The organism is Mycobacterium alsense (assembly GCF_002086635.1).
In the GTDB taxonomy this organism is placed as follows: domain Bacteria; phylum Actinomycetota; class Actinomycetes; order Mycobacteriales; family Mycobacteriaceae; genus Mycobacterium; species Mycobacterium alsense.
Genome location: NZ_MVHD01000010.1, coordinates 27,755 through 46,406 on the forward strand (window position 1 = coordinate 27,755; position 18,652 = coordinate 46,406).

The window sequence follows — 18,652 nt, forward strand, 5'->3', positions numbered from 1 at the left end:
GGTCAACGATGCTGCGCATGGTGGTGGCGGCGGTCCCGGCGGTGACGCTGGCGCTCGGTGCGGCCCCGGCGGCCGCGTCCGGCGGCGAGTGGGGGCTCAACGGAACCTACGCCGCCACGTCGAACGGCCAGTGGGCGCAGACCAACCAGATCTACCGCGACGAGGCCACCGTCCGCAGCACCTGGACGGTCAGCATGACCTGTAGCACCCCGGTCGAATGCACCGGACGCGTCGACAGCGACCTGGGGTGGAGCGCCGACGTCGCCATCCACGGCAGCGAGTACGTCGTCAGGCGCGACATTCCCAACTGGGAGCCCTGCCCCGACGGTTCGGCCCGCACCGGGCATCAGATCTATCGGTTCTATCCGGTGGACGAAAGGGGTTGGGTCTCACACGGATCGACGGTCCTCGCCGGCTTCGACAAGACCGTCGGCGACAGCGGCGCCTGCGGCATCAACAAGGCGCTGGTGATCACGATGCCGTTCCGGCTGGAAAAGATCGGTTGAACTGGTCGCTTGGGACCCTCGCGCGCGGGGCGCGTCGGCCAGCAAAATACGGTTTCGGCCGAGGGCGCACGCCCACACAATTCGACAGAACGCCTCAGGATTTCCGGCAGCACCCAACATCGGCTAGTCGATTCAGTTGTTCTAAAGCGTCATGAGCTTCCACGTAGGCTGTCGCTGCCATTTCGTTTTGGCATGGCATTTTCCTGAGGATCGCCGCCGCGTTCCCAAGGCGTACCAAGACGTCTCCGACTGCCGCTGGTGGGATATCCACCCTGGCACCTCGATAATTGCTCAAGATGCATTGAATCGCCTTGGGTAGCCGCTTGCCGTCTGGCGTAACGCCATCAGCCAAGAGATAAGGCAGCTTCCAAGTGTGAACGTCATTCGCGGCACCTACGTAAGCGAAGCAGTGGACGGCTAGCTTGTATTTCGGATGCAGGTCGCCGACGTCGGACATGTCCAAACCGGATCCACAATTGCGTTGGAGCAGCGTGCCAAGCTCGACCGCTACGTCTGGGCACCGACGGTAAATTCCGTGGACTGATAACCACCACAGATCGCTTGGCGGTTCCTCGGCGTCGAGGTTCAACCACACCCGAGGGCGCAGGCCGCCGCCGGAGACATCGCCTGCGTACAGCATGTTCGCGTCGCTGACAGCAACGGTCCTGACGCGCTGATCTGCAGCGTAGCGGCGTGCTTGTGCTAGGGCCGCGTCGATGGCGGATCGACGCCCTATGAGTGAGCCCGGTCGTTTGACCTCGAGTACCAGCCACTTGACACCCAAGCTGGCCAGGACGATATCGGCTCGTCCGACTTGCGGTTTGACGTCTGACACTGGCCAGTCAAGGACGGTCGCAAAGAGGTCTTCAAGGATGTTCTCTGCGATCTTCTCGACCGGTGGACCGAAACCGGCTTGCTGCAATCTTTTCCGGCGCTCCACAGCGAATGCGGGCCATGTCGCTCGTATGCGTTCGGCGCACTTCCGGTAGGCGGCCAGTTTCTTGAATGAGTCATCGATAGACGCAGCGCCGCCGGGGGTCCGATTATCCGATGGGTGAGGGCTTACTAGATCGTCGATACCGGACTGCGGTAGGTCCCGGTGCACAGGACCATGATCTTGCTCCTGCATGCGTTGAGCGTACGCAGTGCCATCCGGCGAGCAGGGCGTTTTGACCAACCGAATAGGAGCGAACGGACGCCTCTACCCCTGCCACGGGAACTATCGTCGAAGTCAATCGGACAGAGCGAATGATCAGTAGCCCGTTAACTCGCTGTATGACACCATATGGCAAATGAAGGACGACGATCCCGAAAAGCGGATCCGCGAGTTGGAACAACAGCTCGCCGACGTCAGCCGTAACCCGCAAAGCCAACCGACGTACACGGAGAGCCCGACCTACACGGAGGGCCCGGCGGGCCGGAGCGGGTCGCCGTACGGGTTCGGCTTCCCGCCGCCGCGACGCCGCAAGTCGTACACCTGGCTCCTCCTCGTCGTCGCGCTGGCGTTCCTCGGGCCGATCATCATCAGCCTCATAACGCATTTCGTCAGGCCCACCCCCCACAGGTTCGTCGGTCCCCGCACGACGACGACGTCCGCCGGTCCCACCGCGGTGCCGCAAGGGGGCGAGCTGCGCGTGGGCGGCAACATGGGCAGCCGAACGATCGCGTGCAACGACGGCAACCTCACCCTGTACGGCTACGGCACCACGTACACGGTCACCGGCCACTGCGCCGGACTCACGGTGGGCGGCTACAACAACATCGTCACCGTCGACAGCGCCGACGCCCTGGAGTCCACCGGCTACGGCAACACCGTCACCGACAAGGCCTGTGACAATGCGACCCTGAAGCTGTCCAGCTACGGGATCACGTTCAACATCACCGGTCACTGCGCCAGCCTGGCGATCACCAGCTATGACAACAAGGTCACCGTCGACAGCGTCGACGCCATCACCGTCTCCGGCTACAACAACGACGTCGCGTATCACTCGGGCACGCCCAAGGTCACCGATTCGGGCTATTCCAACAACATTCGCCAGGGCTGACGGGGCGCCTCACGCCGCCAAGGCGAGGCACAAGGCCAACAGGGCCGCGCCCTGCAGGGCGGCGCGGACATTGATGACGCGGTCCCAGTCCGACTGCAGCGCACGGGCATTCGCCGGCACGGTGTTCGCCTCGGCGGCGGCCGTCAGTTGCCGGTTGATCGGCGCGCTCACCCGCAGGTAGAGCCCGAGCCAGACCAGCAGCAGCGTGACCGCCGTGCCCGCCAGGGCCGCCGCGATCCATCGGCCCGCCGCGGCCGCGGCCAGCGCGCCCGCCGCCGCGGCGACGATCCCGAGCGCGCCCGGCAGCGGCATGCGCCGGTCGCCGTAACGGTGCACGCTGCCCATCACCGCGACGAGCGAGCGATCGTCGATGCGCGCCAACGCCGGTCGCTGCACCATCGCGCAGAACACGTCGGTGCCGAACACCACCGCGGTGCCCAGCGCGGCGACCAGCGCGGCCACCCGGGCCAACTCGGTCACGCCGCCCCCAGCTGCTGAAAGAGCTCCAGGGTGTTGAGCTCGTCCCAATGCTCGACGAACATGCCGCCGGCGACGCGCCAGATGTCGATGGAGCGCATCTCGATGGGTCGCCCGGTGGCCGGGATTCCCATGAAGTCGCCGCGGTGGCTGCCGCGGTAGACGAAGCGGCCGACCACCCGATCGCCGGAGACGACGAGGTCCTCCATGGTCGCCGCCAGGTCGGGGAACGCGGCGAAGAACGCCGCCCAGAACCGCCGGTTGGCCTCCCGCCCGTCGCCGACGAACGCGTTGTGATTGCGGTAGTCGGTGGCGACGAAGCCGTCGACGAGGTCCGCGTCATGGTCGTTGAGCATCTGCACGAAGGCCTCGGCGAGGCGCTGGCCGGTGTCATTCATGCTAGCAACGCTAACCCTGGGCCACGACGGTGTCAATAGCATTGCTAGAGTTTCTAGCGGTGCTATTATCGAGGCATGCCTGCCGAAGACCGGCGCGCGCGGGAGCGAGCCGCGCGCCGCGAGCTGATCGTCGACACCGCCCGGCGCATCGCCGAGACCGAGGGATGGGACGCCGTGACCACCCGCCGGCTCTCGACCGAGATCGAGTACAGCCAGCCCGTCCTCTACAAACACTTCACGAGCATGGACGAGATCGCCGCCGCCGTCGCCCTCGACGGGTTCGCCGAGCTGGCCGCCCGGCAGCGCGCCGCCCGCACCGCCGGCCGCACGCCCGGCGAGGCGCTGACCCGGGTCGCCCACGCCTATCTCGACTTCGCCCGCGACTACCCCGCCGTCTACGACGCGATGTTCACCAGCAGCACCATCCTTCGCTTCGCGAAGGAAGACACCCCGCCCCCGTTGGTCGCCGCCTTCGACGAGCTGCGCCAAGCGATTTCCCCGATGACCGACGACGCCGACACCCTCACCGAGGTGTTCTGGGCGGCGCTGCACGGCCTGACCTCGCTGAGCCGCGGCGGCCGGCTGCGGCCGGACCACGACAGCGAGAGGATCGACGCGTTGATCGGCCGGTTCTGCCCGGCCGATGCCTCGCCGTAACCTGGCACGGTGACCCCGAGCACCCGGCTGTCGGTCGAGGACTGGCTGCAGGCGGGCTACGCCGTGCTCGCCGAGGAGGGCGTGCGCGCCCTCAAGGTCGAACGCCTCTGTAAGCAGGCGGGCGTCACCCGGGGCAGCTTCTACTGGCACTTCCGCGACATGGACGCCTACCGCGCCGCGCTGGTCGAATCGTGGAACACGTTTTTGGAACGCGACCGGCAATCGCTGGCCGAACTGGACACGCTGGCCCCGCGGGAACGGTTGTCCGCCATGATGATTGCGCTGGTCAGCCCGCGGCACTGGATGCTCGAGCGCGCGATGCGCGAGTGGGCGCGCACCGACCCGGCCGCCGCCGCCAGCATCCACGCCGCCGACCGGCGGCTCCTGCGCGCCGTCGCTAAGGCCTACAGCGACTACGGTTTCGCCCCGGCCGACGCCAGGCTGCGCGCGGAGCTGACCTTCGCGGCCGGGATCGGGCTGCTGCACCTGGCCGGCTCGGCGGCCGAGGCGCAGCGGGCGGCGCAACGCGAGCGGCTGCTGGACCTGATGCTGGCCGACCCGCGCTAGACCGTCAGACCATCGCGATCGGGGAGATCTTCGCGCCGATGGCCAACGCGCCGGCCAACTCCCGGCCCATGTCGTAGTCGAACACGACGTGCCCGGACGCGATGTCCACGTCCCGCTTGAAACGCTGCAGCGGGCTCGACAGGAACTGCGCGCTGGCGCCGGACGCCTCCAGCAGGTCGGCGATGATCGCGCGGCTCTCGTGCACGGTGTGGGCGGCCGCCAGCCGCGCGTCGGCCCGCACCGGCCGGCCCACCCGCTCGCCGCCGGCGACCAGGCGCTCGATGCCGTCGGCCGTGTCGGCGATCAGCGCCCGCAGCGCGCGCAGCCGCACCCGCGCGTCGGCGAGCCGGATCTGGGCTGCGGGCTGATCCTTTTGCGCCACACCGCTATACGCCAGGACCCGCTCGCCCAGCCGCTCGGCGAACAGGTCGGTCACCCGCTCGGCCGCGCCCAGCACCGGCATCGACGCCGTCAGCGCCAGCGCCGGCACCAGCGGCCACCTGTAGGTCGGCGCGTCGTGGAAGCGCGCGCCGGGTGCGGTTCCGCCGTAGATGTCGGCCACCGCGACGATGCGGTGCTCGGGGACCAGCACGTCGGTGACGACCACGTCGTGGGATCCGGTGCCGCGCATGCCCGCGGTGTGCCAGGTGTCGACGACCTCGGCCTGCTCGGCGGGCAGCACGGCGAGCGCCGGGTCGATCCGGTCCGGCCGCTCGATGAGCGCCCCGACGATCATCCAGTCCGCGTCCATCGCCCCGGTCGCCCACGCCCACCGGCCGCTCAGGCGCACCCCGCCCTCGGTCGGGGCGGCGCGCCCGGTCGGGGCCAGGGGAGCGGGCGCGAGCACCGGGCCCGCGGCGAACACCTCCTCCTGCGCCTTCGGGTCGAAAAGCGACAGCATCCAATTGTGCAGCGCGTAGAACCCCAGCGTCCACGCGCTGGAGGGGCACCCGTGCGCCATGCGCCGAATCGGTTGCAGCAGTTCGGGAAACGGGGCCTGGATGCCGCCGAATCGGGCGGGGAGCAGCAGCCGGAACAGCTCGGTCCGCCGGAACTCGCCGACGGTCGGCGCGGGCAGCCGGCGCAGCCGCTCGGCCTCCTCGGCGCGTTCGGCCAGCCGCGCGACGAATTCGGCGGTGATCCCGTGCACCGGGCGACCGTAACATACCAAAGAGTACGGTAATAAAAGAGCATATGCTCTGTTATTATGTCCGGGTGCCCCGCCCACGCCTCTACGACCAGGATCAGATCCTGGATGCCGTGGAGCGGCTGGCGGTGCAGTCCGGGCCCGCCGCCGTCACCATCCGCGCGATCGGCGATGCGATCGGCGTGTCCAACGGCGCCGTCTATCACACGTTCGGTTCCCGCGCCGGCCTCGTGGGTCGCGCGTGGTTGCGCGCGGGGCACCGGTTCCTGGCCGCGCAAGGCGCATTGATCGACTCCGCGCCCGCCGGCGATGGCGCGGCGGCGGTGGTGGCGGCGGCAGAGGCGCCCACGGTGTTCGCGGAACAGCACCCGCACTCCTCTCAGCTGCTGCTGACGGTGCGCCGCGAGGAGCTGCTGGGGCCCGAGACGCCGCCCGAGGTCGCCACCCAGCTGCGCGACCTCGACCGGCTGCTGGTGGGCACCATGATTCGGCTGGCACGCGCCCTGTGGGATCGCAAGGATGCCGCGGCCGTCGACGTCATCACCGCCTGCGTCGTCGACCTGCCGACCGCGATCCTGTTGCGCCGCAACAGGATCGACGATCCCGATGCGCGCGAACGGCTGCGCGCCGCGGTACGCGCCGTCCTGGCCGTCGGCGCACCGCCGCCGCGAAAAGCCAAGTGAGAAGGAAGGAACCCCATGGCACCGACCCTGACCTGGGACGACAAGATCGCCGTCGTCGACCTCGGCGAGGACGAGAACCGGTTCTCCCCGGAATTCCTCGACGCCGTCGGCGCCCACCTCGACGAGATCGAGCGAGCCGGGGTGCAGGGCCTGGTCACCACCGGGCGCGGCAAGTTCTATTCGAACGGGCTTGACCTGGACTGGCTCGCCGCCCACCCCGAGCAAACCCAGTCCTACATCGCGAAGGTGCAGGCCCTGTTGGCGCGCGTGCTGACGTTTCCGGCGCCGACCGCCGCGGCGGTCACCGGGCACGCCTTCGGCGCCGGCGCCATGCTCGCCATCGCCCACGACGTGCGGGTGATGCGCGCCGACCGGGGCTACTTCTGCTTTCCCGAGGTCGACATCCGGATCCCGTTCAGCGACGGCATGGCCGCGCTGATCCAGGCCAAACTCACCCCGCGCGCCGCGGTGGCCTCGATGACCACGGGCCGGCGGTTCGGCGGGGTGGAGGCGGCCGGGTTCGGCATCGTCGACGCCACCGCCGGCGAGGGCGCGGTGACCGCGGCGGCCGTCGACGCGCTGCGCCCGCTGGGGGGCAAGGACCCCGGCACGCTCGGCGCGATCAAGCAGACCATGTTTCGCGCCGCGGCGCGGGCGCTGACCGACGGCTGAGCCGCGCTACTCGCCGGAGAATCGCTCCCACGCCGACTGGCGGGTGATGCCCAGGGTCTGGCCGATCTTCGACCAGGTGACCCCGCGCCGGCGCAGCTCGCGCACCCAGGAGCGCAGGTCGGTCTCGACCTGCTGGGCCACCACGGCCATGCGGGGGATGTGGTCGAGCATCTGCTCGTCGCTCATCGTCTCCCAGATCGGCAGGCGAAGCTCGTTGGGCCTGTCCCGGTACTCCTCGATGATGGCCTGGGACACCTCGATGCATTCGTTGCAGATCTGCACGCCCGGCCCGGCTACCAGCTTGTCGACCTCGGTGTTGGACTTGCCGCAGAACGAACACCAGATCTGCGCGGTCTCGTTGGCCGTGGGACTCATCGGCACCCCCCGTTGTCAGGCTGATCCTGACAAACGTACGGCGTCAGGCTCGCCCTGACAAGGAGGCGGCCGCCGGTCAAAAGGTGTCGGTGGGCGTGCGTAGCTTTCGGACATGGGTAGGTCCAGGGAAAGCTCGGGCGGCGGGTTCGGCGCGTTGTTCGCGCTGGTGCTGATCGCCTGGGTCATCGTCAAGCTGATCTGGTTGATCGTCGGCGCGGCGGCATTGGTCGGCCTGTTCTTCGTGGTCCGGGCCGTGGTGCGGGATAACCGCAGGCGCGCGGCGCTGCGTGCGGCCTACTGGGCCGCGCTCGCCGCCCGCGCCGATCAGCAGCACCACTGGGTCTTGCAAGGCGACGACCGCGGGATCTACGGCGTCGCGGGCGCCGAACTGATGCATTACCTGTATCCGGCGCGACGGCACGTGCGGCGACTACGATCACGCGGGTGAACGTGACGCGGCGCGACGCCCTGCGCTACGCCGCCGTCGCGCCGGCGCTGCTCGGCGTGGGCGGAGCGGTCGCGGCCCCGCGGGCGGGCGCCGGCATCGCGGGCATGGGCGTCTTCCTCGACCCGGGTCACAACGCGGTGAACGACGCCTCGAACAACCGGCAGGTCACCAATGGCCGGGGCGGCACCAAGCCGTGCAACGCGTCGGGCGCGGCCACCGACGGCGGATACCCGGAGCACGCGTTCACCTGGGCGGTCGTCGGGCTGATCAGCGGCGCGCTCAACCAGATGGGGGTCCGCACGCAGCTGTCGCGGGACAACGACGGCTCGGCCGGCCCCTGCGTGGACGAACGCGCGGCCCTGGGCAACGCGATGCGCCCCGACGCGATCGTGAGCATCCACGCCGATGGGGGACCGGCGTCGGGGTCGGGATTTCACGTCAACTACTCCAGCCCGCCGCTGAACGCCGTACAGTCCGGCCCCGCCATCCAGCTCGCACACGTGATGCGGGACGCGTTGGCGCAGGCCGGTTTTCATCCCGCCACCTACATCGGTTCGGACGGCCTCTACGGGCGCGCCGACCTGGCCGGGCTGAACCTGGCCGAGTACCCGGCGGTCCTCGTCGAGCTGGGCAACATGAAGAACGCCGACGACGCCGCGCGCATGGAAAGCGCCGACGGCCGGGCCGCCTACGCATCGGCGGTCACCCAGGGGATCGTCGCGTACCTGAACGCCAAGGCCGGCTAGCGCCGCCGTGGATCCTGCCGCCGACCGGGTGGTCGACCTCTATCAGCGCCACGCCGTGGCCTGGTCGCGTGACCGGGGCGATCATTTGCTCGAAAGGGACTGGCTGGAACGGCTTCTCGGCATTGCCCCGAGCGACCCCGCGGTGCTGGACATGGGCTGCGGCAGCGGTGTGCCGATGGCCCGGCACCTCATAGAACACGGCTGCCGGGTGACCGGGGTGGACGCATCGAGCGCCATGATCGCGATGTGCGCGGGCCGGTTCCCCGGCCACGAATGGCGCGTCGCCGACATGCGAACGCTGCGGCTGGGCCGCGCGTTCGACGCAATCATGGCCTGGGACAGCTTCTTTCACCTGACGCAGGCCGATCAGCGCCGGATGTTCCCGATCTTCGCACGCCACGGCGCCGCCGGCGCCGCGCTGATGTTCACCAGCGGGCCCGCGGCCGGCGAACGAGTGGGCAGCTATCGGGGCGAGCCGCTCTACCACGCGAGCCTCGATGCCGACGAGTATCGCCGCCTGCTGCGCGCCAACGGTTTCGAGGTCGTGGCGCACGTCGTCGAGGACCCCGCCTGCGGCGGGCGCACGGTGTGGCTCGCGCGGCGGGGCGGCGCGTGATCAGGGCGCTGCTGTTCGACGTGCAGGGCACGGCGACGGATTTCCATTCGACCGTCTGCGACGAGGCCACGCGGGTCAGCGCCGGGCGGCATCCCGGCGCCGGTTGGCCCGAGCTGGTGCGCCGCTGGCGCGCGGGCTATTTCGCCGCGCTGCGGGCTCCGCGGGGCGGCGGCTGGGTCTCCGTGCACTCGGTGTATCGCCGCGCCCTCGACGCCGCGCTGGACGATTGCGGCATCACGGGATTGTCGGGCGCCGATCGGGACGAGCTCACGCTGGCCTGGCGGCGGCTGCGGCCGTGGCCGGACGTGGTGCCGGGGCTGACCCGGCTGAAGGGCGCCTACACGCTGGCCACGCTGTCGAACGCCGACGTCTCGGCGGTGGTCGACATCTCCAAGCGCGCGGGCCTGCCCTGGGATGCGATCTTCGCCGCGGAGATGGCCGGGGTCTTCAAGCCCGACGCCGCCGCCTACCGGATGGCCGCGACCTACCTTGGCCTGCGGCCCGCCGAGATCATGATGGTGGCCAGCCACAAGTACGACCTCCGCGCCGCCGGTGGCCTCGGCTTTGCGACGGCCTTCGTCGCGCGCCCGCTGGAATTCGGGGCCGGCGGCGAGGCCGACGTCGCCTACTCCGACGAGTTCGACGTCAACGCGTCCGACTTCCTCGACCTCGCAGCGCAACTCGGCTGCTAGTGCCGCGCGGATCCGGTCAGGGGTTGGCCGTCGCGGAAGTCAGCGCCGGGTCGGGCTTTTCCGACGACATCGACAGGAAGCCGCGCACGCAGCGCGCGGCCAGCAGCCAGTTCTTGGGTTTCTTCATGTCCAGCCCGCCCAGCAGCTGCTTGATCATGGTCAGTGTGTCGAAGTAAATGCGTTCGCAGACAAGCGTTTCCGTGTCGTCGAACACGAAGTAGGCCGTCATGCGGACCCGGAAACGGCTGCCGGTGGGCGGAACCTTGCCGAGATCGCCGCGATGGGTGCCCATCAGCCAGAACTCGACGATCACCGCGTCGGCGCTGTGCCGCAGCGCGATGATCTCGTGGTCCTGGTCGGGAAACGCGGTCCGCGTGTAGACGTAGTAGCCGCGCACCGCCTCGTCGCCGTCGTGGACGACCATCTGGGGGATCAGCTCGTAGCGCGGGTGCGGGAACGTCGCCAGCACGTCGTCCCAGGCGTGGCGGACCTCGTCGTGAAAGTGGTCGAGGACGAGCTTTTCGCGCGCGGCAAGCACCTCGGGAGCGGGAAACACGGGAATTGCGGGAGTGCTCACGTGGTCAGCGTGTGGTGGCGCGGGGCGTCAGGAGGGCGGGGTCCAGGCGACCGGCAGCCGCTTGATGCCGTGGATGAACTGCGAGAGCAGGCGCGCCGGTTCCTCGACGGCGATGATATCGGGGATCTCGCGGCGCAATTCGTCGAACACGACCCTGATCTCGCGCCGCGCCAGATTGGCGCCCAGGCAGAAATGTGCGCCGCCGCCGCCGAAGCCCAGATGCGGGTTGGGGTCGCGGGTCACGTCGAAGGTCCACGGATTGGCGAACTTTGACTCGTCGCGGTTGGCCGAGTTGTACCACAGCGCGGCCTTGTCGCCCGCGGCCATCTTGACCCCGCTCAGCTCGAAATCGCGGGTCAGGGTGCGCCGCATGTAGACCACCGGCGACGCCCACCGCACGATCTCCTCGACCGCGGTGGGCGCGATGGCCTCGTAGTCGGACCACCACTTCTCGCGCTGCTCGGGGTAGCGGGACAGGGCCAGCACGCCGTGGCTGATCGCGTTGCGCGTCGTCTCGTTGCCGGCCACCACCAGCAGGATGAAGAACGACGCGATCTCCTGGGACGTCAGCCGGTCGCCGTCCACCTCGGCCTCCACCAGGCTGGTGGTCAGGTCGTCGTGGTGGTTGGACCGCCGATCCTCGGCGAGCGCGCTGGCGTAGGCGCCGATGTCCATCGACACCTGCATGAACTCCTCGAAGTCCAGCGTCAGGTCGGGGTCGCCGAACCCGAGAATCACGTTGGTCCAATGGAATACCCGCTGGTGGTCCTCCTCGGGGATGCCCATCATGTCGCAGATGATCTGCAGCGGCAGCGGCCCGGCGAGCTCGCTGACCAGATCGGCCTCGCCGTCGGGGTGATCGGCGATCAACGAGGTGACCAGCCGGTGGGCGCGCTCGCGGACCGACGCCTCGATGCGGGCCACCACCTTCGGCGTGAACGCCCGGCTCACGATCGAGCGCAGCCGCTGATGGCGCGGATCGTCGAGCACGATCATCGAGCCGAAATACTCGGCCAGTTCGGGGGTTTGGTCGTTGATGGTGATCCCGCTCGCGGAGCTGAAGATGTCCGGATGGCGGCTGGCGAAATGCACGTCGTCGTGCTTGGTCAGCGACCAATACCCGGTGCCCGACTCGAACCCTTCCAGCTCGATCGCGGGCGAGAACGAGATCGGGGCCTCGCGGCGCAGGGTGGCGAACGCGCCGTCGCGGACGTCGTCGTCGAGCGCCCAGAAGTCGAGGGACTCGAGATGGATGTCGGCGAGCGAGATCTCGGGCGGTGGCGCCCCGTTGACTCGAGTCGCGACTCCGGTGTTGACGCTCACCTGGTGGCCTCCCGCCGTCAGTGGGTACACACGGTCCTGGCGGGCGTGCCCACCGTCGCCGTCGCGTCGCTCACGACATTGCCGTCGAGCAGGATCTTGCACGTGATGGGGCCCGGCCCCTGGGCGCTTACCACGAACACCTGGCCGCCGAAGCCGGTGAACTGCGTCGACCACGGCAGTTTCGCGTTCACCGCACGCTGCTGCCCGGTGTCGGTCTGATACGAGATGAACTCGGCGACGCCCGGGCCGCTCACCTCGTAGCGGACGTGCGGGTTTTCGGGCGGCGCCGCGTACGCGGCACCGCATGCGTTCGCGAGCCCGATGCCGATCGCGGCCGCGAGCGCGGGCCGGCTCAGATGACTGGTCATGGTTTCACATCGTGTCACCACGGAGGTCGCCCGGTCTAGGGTGAAGCGGGGGCCGGCGAGCAGGAAGGTGAGTATGTCCGCAAGTGGCTCAAAGCGTGTGGTGGTTTGGGGCACCGGTTTCGTCGGCAGGATGGTGATCGCCGAGATCGTCAAGCATCCGCTGTTCGAGTTGGTGGGCGTCGGCGTCAGCAACCCCGACAAGGTCGGCCGCGACGTCGGCGAGATCTGCGGGCTGCCAGAACCGGTGGGCATCACCGCGACCGACGACGTCGACGCGCTGATCGCGCTCAAGCCCGACGCGCTGGTGCACTACGGCCCCACGGCGATGCACGCCAAGGACAACATCAAGCTGATCACCCGGTTTTTGCGGGCCGGCATCGACGTGTGCTCGACCGCGATGACGCCGTGGGTCTGGCCGACGATGCACCTCAACCCACCCAACTGGATCGCGCCGATCACCGAGGCCTGCGAGCTGGGCGAGTCGTCCTGCTTCACCACCGGCATCGACCCCGGCTTCGCCAACGACCTGTTCCCGATGACGCTGATGGGCCTGTGCTCCGAGATCCGGCGAGTGCGGGCGTCGGAGCTGCTGGACTACACCAACTACGAGGGCGACTACGAAGTCGAGATGGGCATCGGCCGAGAGCCCGAATACAGCCCGATGCTCGAAGACTCCAACATGCTGATCTTCGCGTGGGGCGCCACCGTCCCGATGATCGCCCACGCGGCCGGCATCATGCTCGACGAGATCACCACCACCTGGGACAAGTGGGTGACCCCGACGGAGCGCGCCACCGCCAAGGGCGTCATCAAACCCGGCCACGTCGCCGCGGTCCGGTTCACCATCAACGGGATCTACCAGGGCGAGACGCGCATCCAGCTCGAACACGTCAACCGCATCGGGCTCGACGCGGCGCCCGACTGGCCGAGGGGACACGACAACGACGTCTACCGGGTCGAGATCGAGGGGACCCCGAGCATCTTCCAGGAGACCGCGTTCCGGTTCACCGACGGCTCGGGACGAGACGCGGCCACGGCGGGCTGCCTGGCGACCGGAATGCGCGCGCTCAACGCCGTGCCGGCCGTCAACGACCTGCGGCCGGGCTGGGTCACCCCGCTGGACCTGCCGCTGATCGCCGGGGAGGGCGCGATCCGCTGACCGGTCGTTATACAGCTGGCGCATAGCTCACGCTTTGATGGGCTCCAGCTTTTAGCGGCACAATTGGGTCGGTATTGCCTCGGGCGCCGCCAACACGGGGGATGAATAGATGGCCGACAGAGCCAGGACCGGGTTGGGCTTGTCGATCGGCGCCACCAACCTCGCGGCGGTGACCGCCGACGTCGCGATCACCCGCAAGCCCGTCCTCACGCTCTACCGCCAGCGCCCGCCCGAGGTCGGCGTGCCCTCGGAAAACCCGAGGCTCGACGAACCGGGACTGGTGGTAAGCGATTTCGTGAACCGGGTCGGAGACCCGGCGGGAACCGTGGCCGCCGACGGCTCGACACACCGCAGCGAGGCCCTGGTCGCCGACGGGCTGCGCGCGCTGGCCTACGCGGCCACCGGCGGGCGCCCCCTGCCCGAGGCCGTCGCGGTGACTTACCCCGCGCACTGGCCCGGTGAGTCGGTCGACGCCATGGGCGCCGCGCTGGGCCGGGTGTCCGAGTGGTCGAACCGCGCCCGGCCGCTGTTGCTGATCCCCGACGCCGCCGCGACGTTGGCCGCGGTGCGGGCCAACCCGGGCCTGCCAGGCCGGGGCACCGTGGCCGTGTGCGATTTCGGGGGGAGCGGGTCCAGCATCACGCTGATGGACGCCGCCTGCCGGCCCGTGGCACCGACGGTGCGGCATCGCGACTTCTCCGGCGACATGATCGACCAGGTCCTGTTGACCGCCGTCATGGACAGCCTGTCGAGCACGGGTTCGGTGGGCTCGCTGAGCCGGCTGCGCGGCGGGTGCCGGGGCGCCAAGGCGCAGCTCTCCTCGAACACGGCGGCCACCATCGCCGACGAACTGCGCGGCGACATCCCAGTCACCCGGAACGAACTCGACAACGCGATCCGCGGACCGCTGGCCGCCTTTGCGGATCTGCTCGATGACGCGTTGCGGCGCAATGGGATTCGCGATCTGGTCGCGGTCGTCGCGGCGGGCGGTGGCGCGAACATCCCGGCGGTCACCACGACGCTGTCGGCGCGCCTGCGCGTCCCGGTGGTCACGATGCCGCGCCCGCATCTGGCCGCCGCGACCGGCGCCAGCCTGCGCGCGGCGCGGGCCGAGGTGGATGACAGCCCCACCGCGCTGATCCCCGCCGCACCGGCGACGGCTCCCGCGCCGCGCGTCGCCGCGGAGACGTCGACGGCCGTGCTGCCCTGGCCGCAGACCGGCCGCACCGCGGCGCGCCCGGCGGCCAAGACAGAGGAGCCGGATCTCCCGGCCGAGGAGCCCGCGGATTCGCGGCGGCGCCGACTGCCCGCCGCGCTGATCGTGGGCGGCGCCGTGGCGCTGCTGCTGGCCGCGGGTGCCGCGGCGGCGATCGCGCTGGGCACCGGCGACCAGCCGGCGACCCGGCCCACCCGGCCCACGCCGAGCGTGAGCACCACCGCGCCCGCGCCCGCGACACCACCGCCGCCCCCGCCGTCGAGCACCGACACCAGCCCGCCGGCCACGACGGAATCGCCCGCGCCACCGGAGGCTCAGCAGCAAACGGTTGCCCCGGCGCCACCGGCCGCGCCGGTCGCTCCGGCCGCGCCGGCCGCAAGACCGCCCCTCCGGATCCCCTCGATCCCGCGCATCCCCGAACTGCCGCCCCTGCCGCCGATTCCCGGGATCAACGAGCCGATCCCCGGCCTGCCCGAGATCCCGACGCTGTTAAGCGAGCTTGGCCCTGGCTGAGCGAATCGCCCTTCGGCTCAGCTCTTTTCGCCCTTGTTCTCGGCTTGTGATGCTTCCCGCAGCTGCTCGTTGAGGGCCTTGTCCTTTTCGATCTGCTCCCGCATGGCTTCCTGATCTCGGTCCTCGTCGGCCTGGACGTCCATGCCCTCGGGCGCCTCGTGCTTCGGGTTGCCGTCCTCGTCCAGCCAGTCGTTGACCGCCGTGCCCGTGACCATCGCGGCGGAGCCCGGCAGCACCAGGGTCGGCCGGTCCTCGTAGGCCGTCATCATCTCGGCGGCCTTCTGCTTGGCCTCCTCGTCCGGCTCCGGCTTTTCCGTCAGCTGCCGGTCGTCGGCCTCGTCGGCTGCCCGCTGATCGCCTTCGTGACCTCTGTCATCCTGCACGCTCATCCGCCTGCCCCCTTCCGAGTCGCAGTCCGCCCGTTTCCCGGGGTTACCCGCTGGGGTGTTGTGCCGAAACTCTCGTCAGCGGCCGCGCTTGACCAGGACCACCGAGGCGAGCGGGATCCGCATCGGCTCCGGCGCCCCGGCCAGGCGCCCGGCGACGGCGGCCTCGAGTCGCTCGACGAACTCGGCCGCCCGCGGGTCGCCGGCGCCGCCGTCCAGCCCGCCCGCCAGCGCCGGGAAGAGCGCCGCGCGCGCGAACGCCGCCCATTGCGCGCCGAAAGCCTCTGCGTCGTCGTCGGTTTGGAGCCGAGCCCAGAATCGGTCCTCGGCGTTGAACATCTCGAGGTGCTCGATCGTCAGGCCCTCGAACCGCCCGCTGGGGGCGAACGGGGCGCGAAAGTCCTTCTCGCCGCGGGCAAATGTGGGGATGGCCATGCGACGCAGCTCGTCGTCGCTGAGCAGGCCGTCGCGCGCCTGGTCGGCCAGCGTGGCGACGATCGCGTCGAGCAGCGGCCGGAAGCCGGGCGTGCCGTCCTCGTCGACGGCCAGCGTCAGCACCACCAGCCGGCCCTCGGGGGCCAACTCGCGGCCCCGGAACGCCACGAAGTCGTGCCAGTCGAGGGCGGCTTGGTGGGCATACGCCGCGCGGGCCGCATCGTCGCCGCTGTAGGCGACGTGCACGTGATCGTGGAGTTCACAGGGGATTCGGCTCACCCACTGGGTCGCCCAGGACGTCCAGCCGAGGTTGACCGTGTTGGACGGCACGATCTGGCCGTAGAACGACCGGCCGATCGCCGAGGCGAAACTCTTTGCGTCCGTGTGTAAATAGCTGTCCGGGTCGTCGGCCAGGGTCTTGAACAGCGCGGTGAAATCGTTGTCCGGCACGTCGGTGTGCGTCACCAGGATCGCGTGGTCGTGGCGGGTGCGCCGGCGCAGCACCGCGATGCCCGCCGACAGCGGCTTCAGCGAGTTGTGCCCGTTGGCGGCGCCGTAGTCGGCGACGACGATCGGCTGCGGGGCCGCGGGCAGCCGCACCGCCTCCGCGGCCCGTTCGAACAGCGCGATGGCCCGCGCCAGGCCGGCGGCCTGCAGCCGCGACGACTGGGTGTAGGTCGCGCTGTCCGGCGGCTCGGGCCGCACCACGATGCTCGATTCGGGCAGGCGAGGTTCCGGCCGCATGGACGAAACGATAGTCAGTCGGGCTTCGGGTAGCTGACACCGGTGAGCCGCTCGGACAGTTCCCACAGTCGCCGGCAGTCGTCCTCGTTGCGGGCGCGCGCGGGCACCTTGGCCGGCTTGACGCCGCCGCCGGCGAGCTCGTAGGGGCCGCGGGGCCCGTAGAACGCACCGCCCTCGGCGTGCGGGGTGGCGGCCGCGTACAGCGCCGGCAGGATCCCCTCGTCGATCTCCTGCCACAAGAACGGCGTGAACCGCCAGGAGGCCTTGTACAGCCGCTCCATGAGGGCGGGCCGTTCGCGGCCGTGCGAGGGCCCGCTGATCTGCAGGTTGGTCTTGGTCAGGCCCGGGTGCGCGGCGTTGGACACGATGTCCCAGCCGGCCGCGCGGCTGCGCCGGTCCAGCTCGAGGGCGAACATCAGCACCGCCAGCTTCGACTGCCCGTAGGCCGACATCGCGGCGTAGGACTTCTCGAATTGCGGGTCGTCGAAGTGGATCTTGCCGCTTTGCCGGGCCGCAAGGCTGCTCAGCGAGACGACGCGGGCGCCCCGGGCGGCGCGCAACAGCGGCAGCACGTGGCCGGTCAGCGCGAAGTGGCCGAGATGATTGCTGCCGAACTGCAATTCGAAGCCGTCGGCGGTGGTGTCGCGTTCCGGTGGCGTCATCACGCCGGCGTTGTTGATCAGGATGTCGATCGGGCGGCCCTCGGCGTTGAGCTGCTCGCCCAGCGCGGCGACGGAGGCCAGCGACGACAGGTCGAGGGACTTGATGCTCAGCTTGGCGTCGGGGACCGATCGGCGGATTTCCTCGATCGCCGCCTCGCCCTTGGCGCGGTTGCGGATCGCCATGACCACATCGGCGCCGGCGGCCGACAGCCGTCGCGCGAGCCCGAGCCCCAGCCCGCTGTTGGCCCCGGTGACGATTGCCAGCTTGCCCGACAGGTCGGGAACCGTGGCGACGAGATCGTTGGCCATGCGTATCACTCCTTAGTCGGTGTTGCGCCCCGTCCCAGTGTGCCCCTTTCCGTGCCGCCGGCGAACCCTTGGATTTGCGCTGTTTCGCTGCCACACTGCGTGGGTGAGCAGCAGGCGGCTGGCGAAGGTTTCGCTGGTCGCCGCCGTCGTGCTGATGGTTTTGTCGGTGGGCGGATTCATCACCGCGCTGGTGCTCAACGCCTTCGTCCTGGACAAATACAACGCCTACGGCGAGGTGCCGATCCCCGGGTCCGGCAACCTGTACCTGCCCGCCGGCGAGGTCACCGTCAGCCTGCACACCGTCGTGATCGGCGGCGGGAGCGGCGGGCTGCCGGTGCCGCCGCTCGGGGTCACGATCGCCCCGCCGGAGGGCGTGGCGCAGCCCGCGGTCACCGAAAACATCGGCAGCACAACGACGGTCAACAACGACGCGCGCGTGCGGGTGTGGGTGGCCCAGATCCCGGTCAGCGGCACCTACACCGTCACCACCGACGGCCAGGTCAACGGCTACATCAACCCGCGACTGGCGTTCGGCCACAAGAGTTCCTACGGCTATCTGGTGTGGGTGTTCGTCGGCCTGTTCGTGGTGGGGCTGGTCGATGCGATCCTGTCTGGGCTGTGGCTGGCGCGGACCCGGCGCCGGGCGGTGGTGGCGGCCACCCCGTACCGGGTGCCCGCCGCGCCGCCGGTGGTGCCCGTCGCGGCGGCGCACGAACCCGGGGACGAGGGGGTGCGGCTCGAGCGGCTCAAGACGCTGGCGGGGCTGCGCGATTCCGGGGCGCTGACCCAGGAGGAGTTCGAGGCCGAGAAGCGCCGGATCCTCGAGGGGTACTGAGGTTTCGGACCGCCGATACGAAATCCCAACAGTCACTTGCGTCTCCGGAGCGGGAGGCATTGCCTTTGCCCGCCTCACAGCGACAACGCGGCGTCG

At 69.9% G+C, this 18,652-nt stretch carries 24 protein-coding genes; 13 read left to right on the forward strand and 11 right to left on the reverse strand.

Annotation, left to right across the window (positions count from 1 at the left end; all coding sequences use genetic code 11):
- Positions 1–8 precede the first annotated feature (8 nt).
- Positions 9–506 carry an Rv2253/PknI dimerization domain-containing protein gene (locus BST11_RS08545; protein WP_142276247.1) on the forward strand — a complete coding sequence of 166 codons (498 nt, stop codon included), beginning with the start codon at positions 9–11 and terminating at the stop codon, positions 504–506.
- Between the two features lie 94 nt (positions 507–600).
- Here the strand turns inward: BST11_RS08545 and BST11_RS27045 are convergent, their stop codons facing one another.
- The gene (locus tag BST11_RS27045; protein WP_142276248.1) at positions 601–1,635 is read right to left on the reverse strand and encodes a hypothetical protein; all 1,035 of its coding nucleotides are present in this window, start codon (positions 1,633–1,635) and stop codon (positions 601–603) included.
- Positions 1,636–1,798: 163 nt separating this feature from the next.
- On the opposite strand from BST11_RS27045, the gene BST11_RS08550 reads away from it, so the two are divergent.
- On the forward strand, positions 1,799–2,551 hold the full coding sequence (locus BST11_RS08550) for a DUF3060 domain-containing protein (RefSeq protein WP_083137495.1): 753 nt from the start codon (positions 1,799–1,801) through the stop codon (positions 2,549–2,551).
- A gap of 9 nt (positions 2,552–2,560) precedes the next feature.
- Here BST11_RS08550 and BST11_RS08555 read toward each other — a convergent pair whose 3' ends face one another.
- Complete coding sequence (locus BST11_RS08555; RefSeq protein WP_244897575.1) at positions 2,561–3,031, reverse strand: DUF1772 domain-containing protein; 471 nt, start codon at positions 3,029–3,031, stop codon at positions 2,561–2,563.
- Positions 3,028–3,426, reverse strand: a complete 399-nt coding sequence (locus tag BST11_RS08560) for an ester cyclase (RefSeq protein WP_083137496.1) — start codon at positions 3,424–3,426, stop codon at positions 3,028–3,030. The genes BST11_RS08555 and BST11_RS08560 overlap by 4 nt, the downstream gene beginning before the upstream one ends.
- Before the next feature lie 75 nt (positions 3,427–3,501).
- On the opposite strand from BST11_RS08560, the gene BST11_RS08565 reads away from it, so the two are divergent.
- Together BST11_RS08565 and BST11_RS08570 are read left to right on the forward strand one after the other, a co-directional pair.
- A complete protein-coding gene (locus BST11_RS08565) occupies positions 3,502–4,083 on the forward strand; it encodes a TetR/AcrR family transcriptional regulator (RefSeq protein WP_083137497.1) in 582 nt (193 codons plus the stop codon).
- A 9-nt stretch (positions 4,084–4,092) separates the two neighbouring features.
- Positions 4,093–4,650 carry a TetR/AcrR family transcriptional regulator gene (locus tag BST11_RS08570; RefSeq protein WP_083137498.1) on the forward strand — a complete coding sequence of 186 codons (558 nt, stop codon included), beginning with the start codon at positions 4,093–4,095 and terminating at the stop codon, positions 4,648–4,650.
- Positions 4,651–4,654: 4 nt separating this feature from the next.
- Here the strand turns inward: BST11_RS08570 and BST11_RS08575 are convergent, their stop codons facing one another.
- Entirely contained in the window at positions 4,655–5,821 is a 1,167-nt protein-coding gene (locus BST11_RS08575) for an acyl-CoA dehydrogenase family protein (RefSeq protein WP_083137499.1), read from the reverse strand.
- Between the two features lie 44 nt (positions 5,822–5,865).
- On the opposite strand from BST11_RS08575, the gene BST11_RS08580 reads away from it, so the two are divergent.
- Entirely contained in the window at positions 5,866–6,480 is a 615-nt protein-coding gene (locus BST11_RS08580; protein WP_083137500.1) for a TetR family transcriptional regulator, read from the forward strand.
- Positions 6,481–6,495: 15 nt separating this feature from the next.
- Positions 6,496–7,152 (forward strand): enoyl-CoA hydratase-related protein, encoded by a 657-nt coding sequence (locus BST11_RS08585; RefSeq protein ID WP_083137501.1) that lies wholly within the window; start codon positions 6,496–6,498, stop codon positions 7,150–7,152.
- Between the two features lie 6 nt (positions 7,153–7,158).
- Here BST11_RS08585 and BST11_RS29235 read toward each other — a convergent pair whose 3' ends face one another.
- Positions 7,159–7,527, reverse strand: a complete 369-nt coding sequence (locus tag BST11_RS29235) for a ClpX C4-type zinc finger protein (RefSeq protein ID WP_083137502.1) — start codon at positions 7,525–7,527, stop codon at positions 7,159–7,161.
- A 112-nt stretch (positions 7,528–7,639) separates the two neighbouring features.
- Between BST11_RS29235 and BST11_RS08595 the strand changes: the two genes are divergently transcribed.
- Genes BST11_RS08595 through BST11_RS08610 form a run of 4 tightly spaced genes read left to right on the forward strand, consistent with a single transcriptional unit; the run spans position 7,640 to position 10,029 of the window.
- Entirely contained in the window at positions 7,640–7,975 is a 336-nt protein-coding gene (locus BST11_RS08595; RefSeq protein WP_211284678.1) for a hypothetical protein, read from the forward strand.
- Positions 7,976–7,977: 2 nt separating this feature from the next.
- The gene (locus BST11_RS08600) at positions 7,978–8,721 is read left to right on the forward strand and encodes an Rv3717 family N-acetylmuramoyl-L-alanine amidase (RefSeq protein ID WP_083137573.1); all 744 of its coding nucleotides are present in this window, start codon (positions 7,978–7,980) and stop codon (positions 8,719–8,721) included.
- 7 nt (positions 8,722–8,728) lie between these two features.
- Entirely contained in the window at positions 8,729–9,337 is a 609-nt protein-coding gene (locus BST11_RS08605; protein WP_083137503.1) for a class I SAM-dependent DNA methyltransferase, read from the forward strand.
- Entirely contained in the window at positions 9,334–10,029 is a 696-nt protein-coding gene (locus BST11_RS08610; protein WP_083137574.1) for a haloacid dehalogenase type II, read from the forward strand. Before BST11_RS08605 ends, BST11_RS08610 begins: the two co-directional genes overlap by 4 nt.
- A gap of 16 nt (positions 10,030–10,045) precedes the next feature.
- Here BST11_RS08610 and BST11_RS08615 read toward each other — a convergent pair whose 3' ends face one another.
- From BST11_RS08615 to BST11_RS08625, 3 genes are read right to left on the reverse strand one after another with little or no spacing between them, the layout of a single operon-like run.
- Positions 10,046–10,606, reverse strand: coding sequence for an ester cyclase (locus tag BST11_RS08615; RefSeq protein WP_244897576.1), 561 nt, complete (start codon positions 10,604–10,606; stop codon positions 10,046–10,048).
- Positions 10,607–10,633: 27 nt separating this feature from the next.
- On the reverse strand, positions 10,634–11,929 hold the full coding sequence (locus BST11_RS08620) for a cytochrome P450 (RefSeq protein ID WP_083137504.1): 1,296 nt from the start codon (positions 11,927–11,929) through the stop codon (positions 10,634–10,636).
- Between the two features lie 17 nt (positions 11,930–11,946).
- The gene (locus BST11_RS08625; RefSeq protein ID WP_083137505.1) at positions 11,947–12,297 is read right to left on the reverse strand and encodes an MmpS family transport accessory protein; all 351 of its coding nucleotides are present in this window, start codon (positions 12,295–12,297) and stop codon (positions 11,947–11,949) included.
- Positions 12,298–12,370: 73 nt separating this feature from the next.
- Here BST11_RS08625 and BST11_RS08630 point away from each other — a divergent pair, with 73 nt between their 5' ends.
- Complete coding sequence (locus tag BST11_RS08630) at positions 12,371–13,456, forward strand: NAD(P)H-dependent amine dehydrogenase family protein (RefSeq protein WP_083137506.1); 1,086 nt, start codon at positions 12,371–12,373, stop codon at positions 13,454–13,456.
- A gap of 109 nt (positions 13,457–13,565) precedes the next feature.
- Positions 13,566–15,185, forward strand: coding sequence for an Hsp70 family protein (locus tag BST11_RS08635; protein ID WP_083137507.1), 1,620 nt, complete (start codon positions 13,566–13,568; stop codon positions 15,183–15,185).
- 17 nt (positions 15,186–15,202) lie between these two features.
- Here the strand turns inward: BST11_RS08635 and BST11_RS08640 are convergent, their stop codons facing one another.
- The 3 genes from BST11_RS08640 to BST11_RS08650 form a co-directional block, all read right to left on the reverse strand.
- Positions 15,203–15,574, reverse strand: a complete 372-nt coding sequence (locus BST11_RS08640) for a hypothetical protein (protein ID WP_083137508.1) — start codon at positions 15,572–15,574, stop codon at positions 15,203–15,205.
- A gap of 75 nt (positions 15,575–15,649) precedes the next feature.
- On the reverse strand, positions 15,650–16,750 hold the full coding sequence (locus tag BST11_RS08645) for a class I SAM-dependent methyltransferase (RefSeq protein ID WP_083137509.1): 1,101 nt from the start codon (positions 16,748–16,750) through the stop codon (positions 15,650–15,652).
- A gap of 14 nt (positions 16,751–16,764) precedes the next feature.
- Positions 16,765–17,721, reverse strand: a complete 957-nt coding sequence (locus BST11_RS08650; protein WP_083137510.1) for an SDR family oxidoreductase — start codon at positions 17,719–17,721, stop codon at positions 16,765–16,767.
- Between the two features lie 103 nt (positions 17,722–17,824).
- On the opposite strand from BST11_RS08650, the gene BST11_RS08655 reads away from it, so the two are divergent.
- Complete coding sequence (locus tag BST11_RS08655) at positions 17,825–18,556, forward strand: SHOCT domain-containing protein (RefSeq protein WP_083137511.1); 732 nt, start codon at positions 17,825–17,827, stop codon at positions 18,554–18,556.
- Positions 18,557–18,652 lie beyond the last annotated feature (96 nt).

Bases quoted from the DNA above. Each gene is read 5' to 3' on its own strand.
- BST11_RS08545 (WP_142276247.1), top strand. From the start codon at position 9: ATGCTGCGCATGGTGGTGGCGGCGGTCCCGGCGGTGACGCTGGCGCTC.
- BST11_RS27045 (WP_142276248.1), bottom strand. From the start codon at position 1,635: ATGCAGGAGCAAGATCATGGTCCTGTGCACCGGGACCTACCGCAGTCC.
- BST11_RS08550 (WP_083137495.1), top strand. From the start codon at position 1,799: ATGAAGGACGACGATCCCGAAAAGCGGATCCGCGAGTTGGAACAACAG.
- BST11_RS08560 (WP_083137496.1), bottom strand. From the start codon at position 3,426: ATGAATGACACCGGCCAGCGCCTCGCCGAGGCCTTCGTGCAGATGCTC.
- BST11_RS08565 (WP_083137497.1), top strand. From the start codon at position 3,502: ATGCCTGCCGAAGACCGGCGCGCGCGGGAGCGAGCCGCGCGCCGCGAG.
- BST11_RS08585 (WP_083137501.1), top strand. From the start codon at position 6,496: ATGGCACCGACCCTGACCTGGGACGACAAGATCGCCGTCGTCGACCTC.
- BST11_RS29235 (WP_083137502.1), bottom strand. From the start codon at position 7,527: ATGAGTCCCACGGCCAACGAGACCGCGCAGATCTGGTGTTCGTTCTGC.
- BST11_RS08595 (WP_211284678.1), top strand. From the start codon at position 7,640: ATGGGTAGGTCCAGGGAAAGCTCGGGCGGCGGGTTCGGCGCGTTGTTC.
- BST11_RS08625 (WP_083137505.1), bottom strand. From the start codon at position 12,297: ATGACCAGTCATCTGAGCCGGCCCGCGCTCGCGGCCGCGATCGGCATC.
- BST11_RS08630 (WP_083137506.1), top strand. From the start codon at position 12,371: ATGTCCGCAAGTGGCTCAAAGCGTGTGGTGGTTTGGGGCACCGGTTTC.
- BST11_RS08635 (WP_083137507.1), top strand. From the start codon at position 13,566: ATGGCCGACAGAGCCAGGACCGGGTTGGGCTTGTCGATCGGCGCCACC.
- BST11_RS08640 (WP_083137508.1), bottom strand. From the start codon at position 15,574: ATGAGCGTGCAGGATGACAGAGGTCACGAAGGCGATCAGCGGGCAGCC.
- BST11_RS08645 (WP_083137509.1), bottom strand. From the start codon at position 16,750: ATGCGGCCGGAACCTCGCCTGCCCGAATCGAGCATCGTGGTGCGGCCC.
- BST11_RS08650 (WP_083137510.1), bottom strand. From the start codon at position 17,721: ATGGCCAACGATCTCGTCGCCACGGTTCCCGACCTGTCGGGCAAGCTG.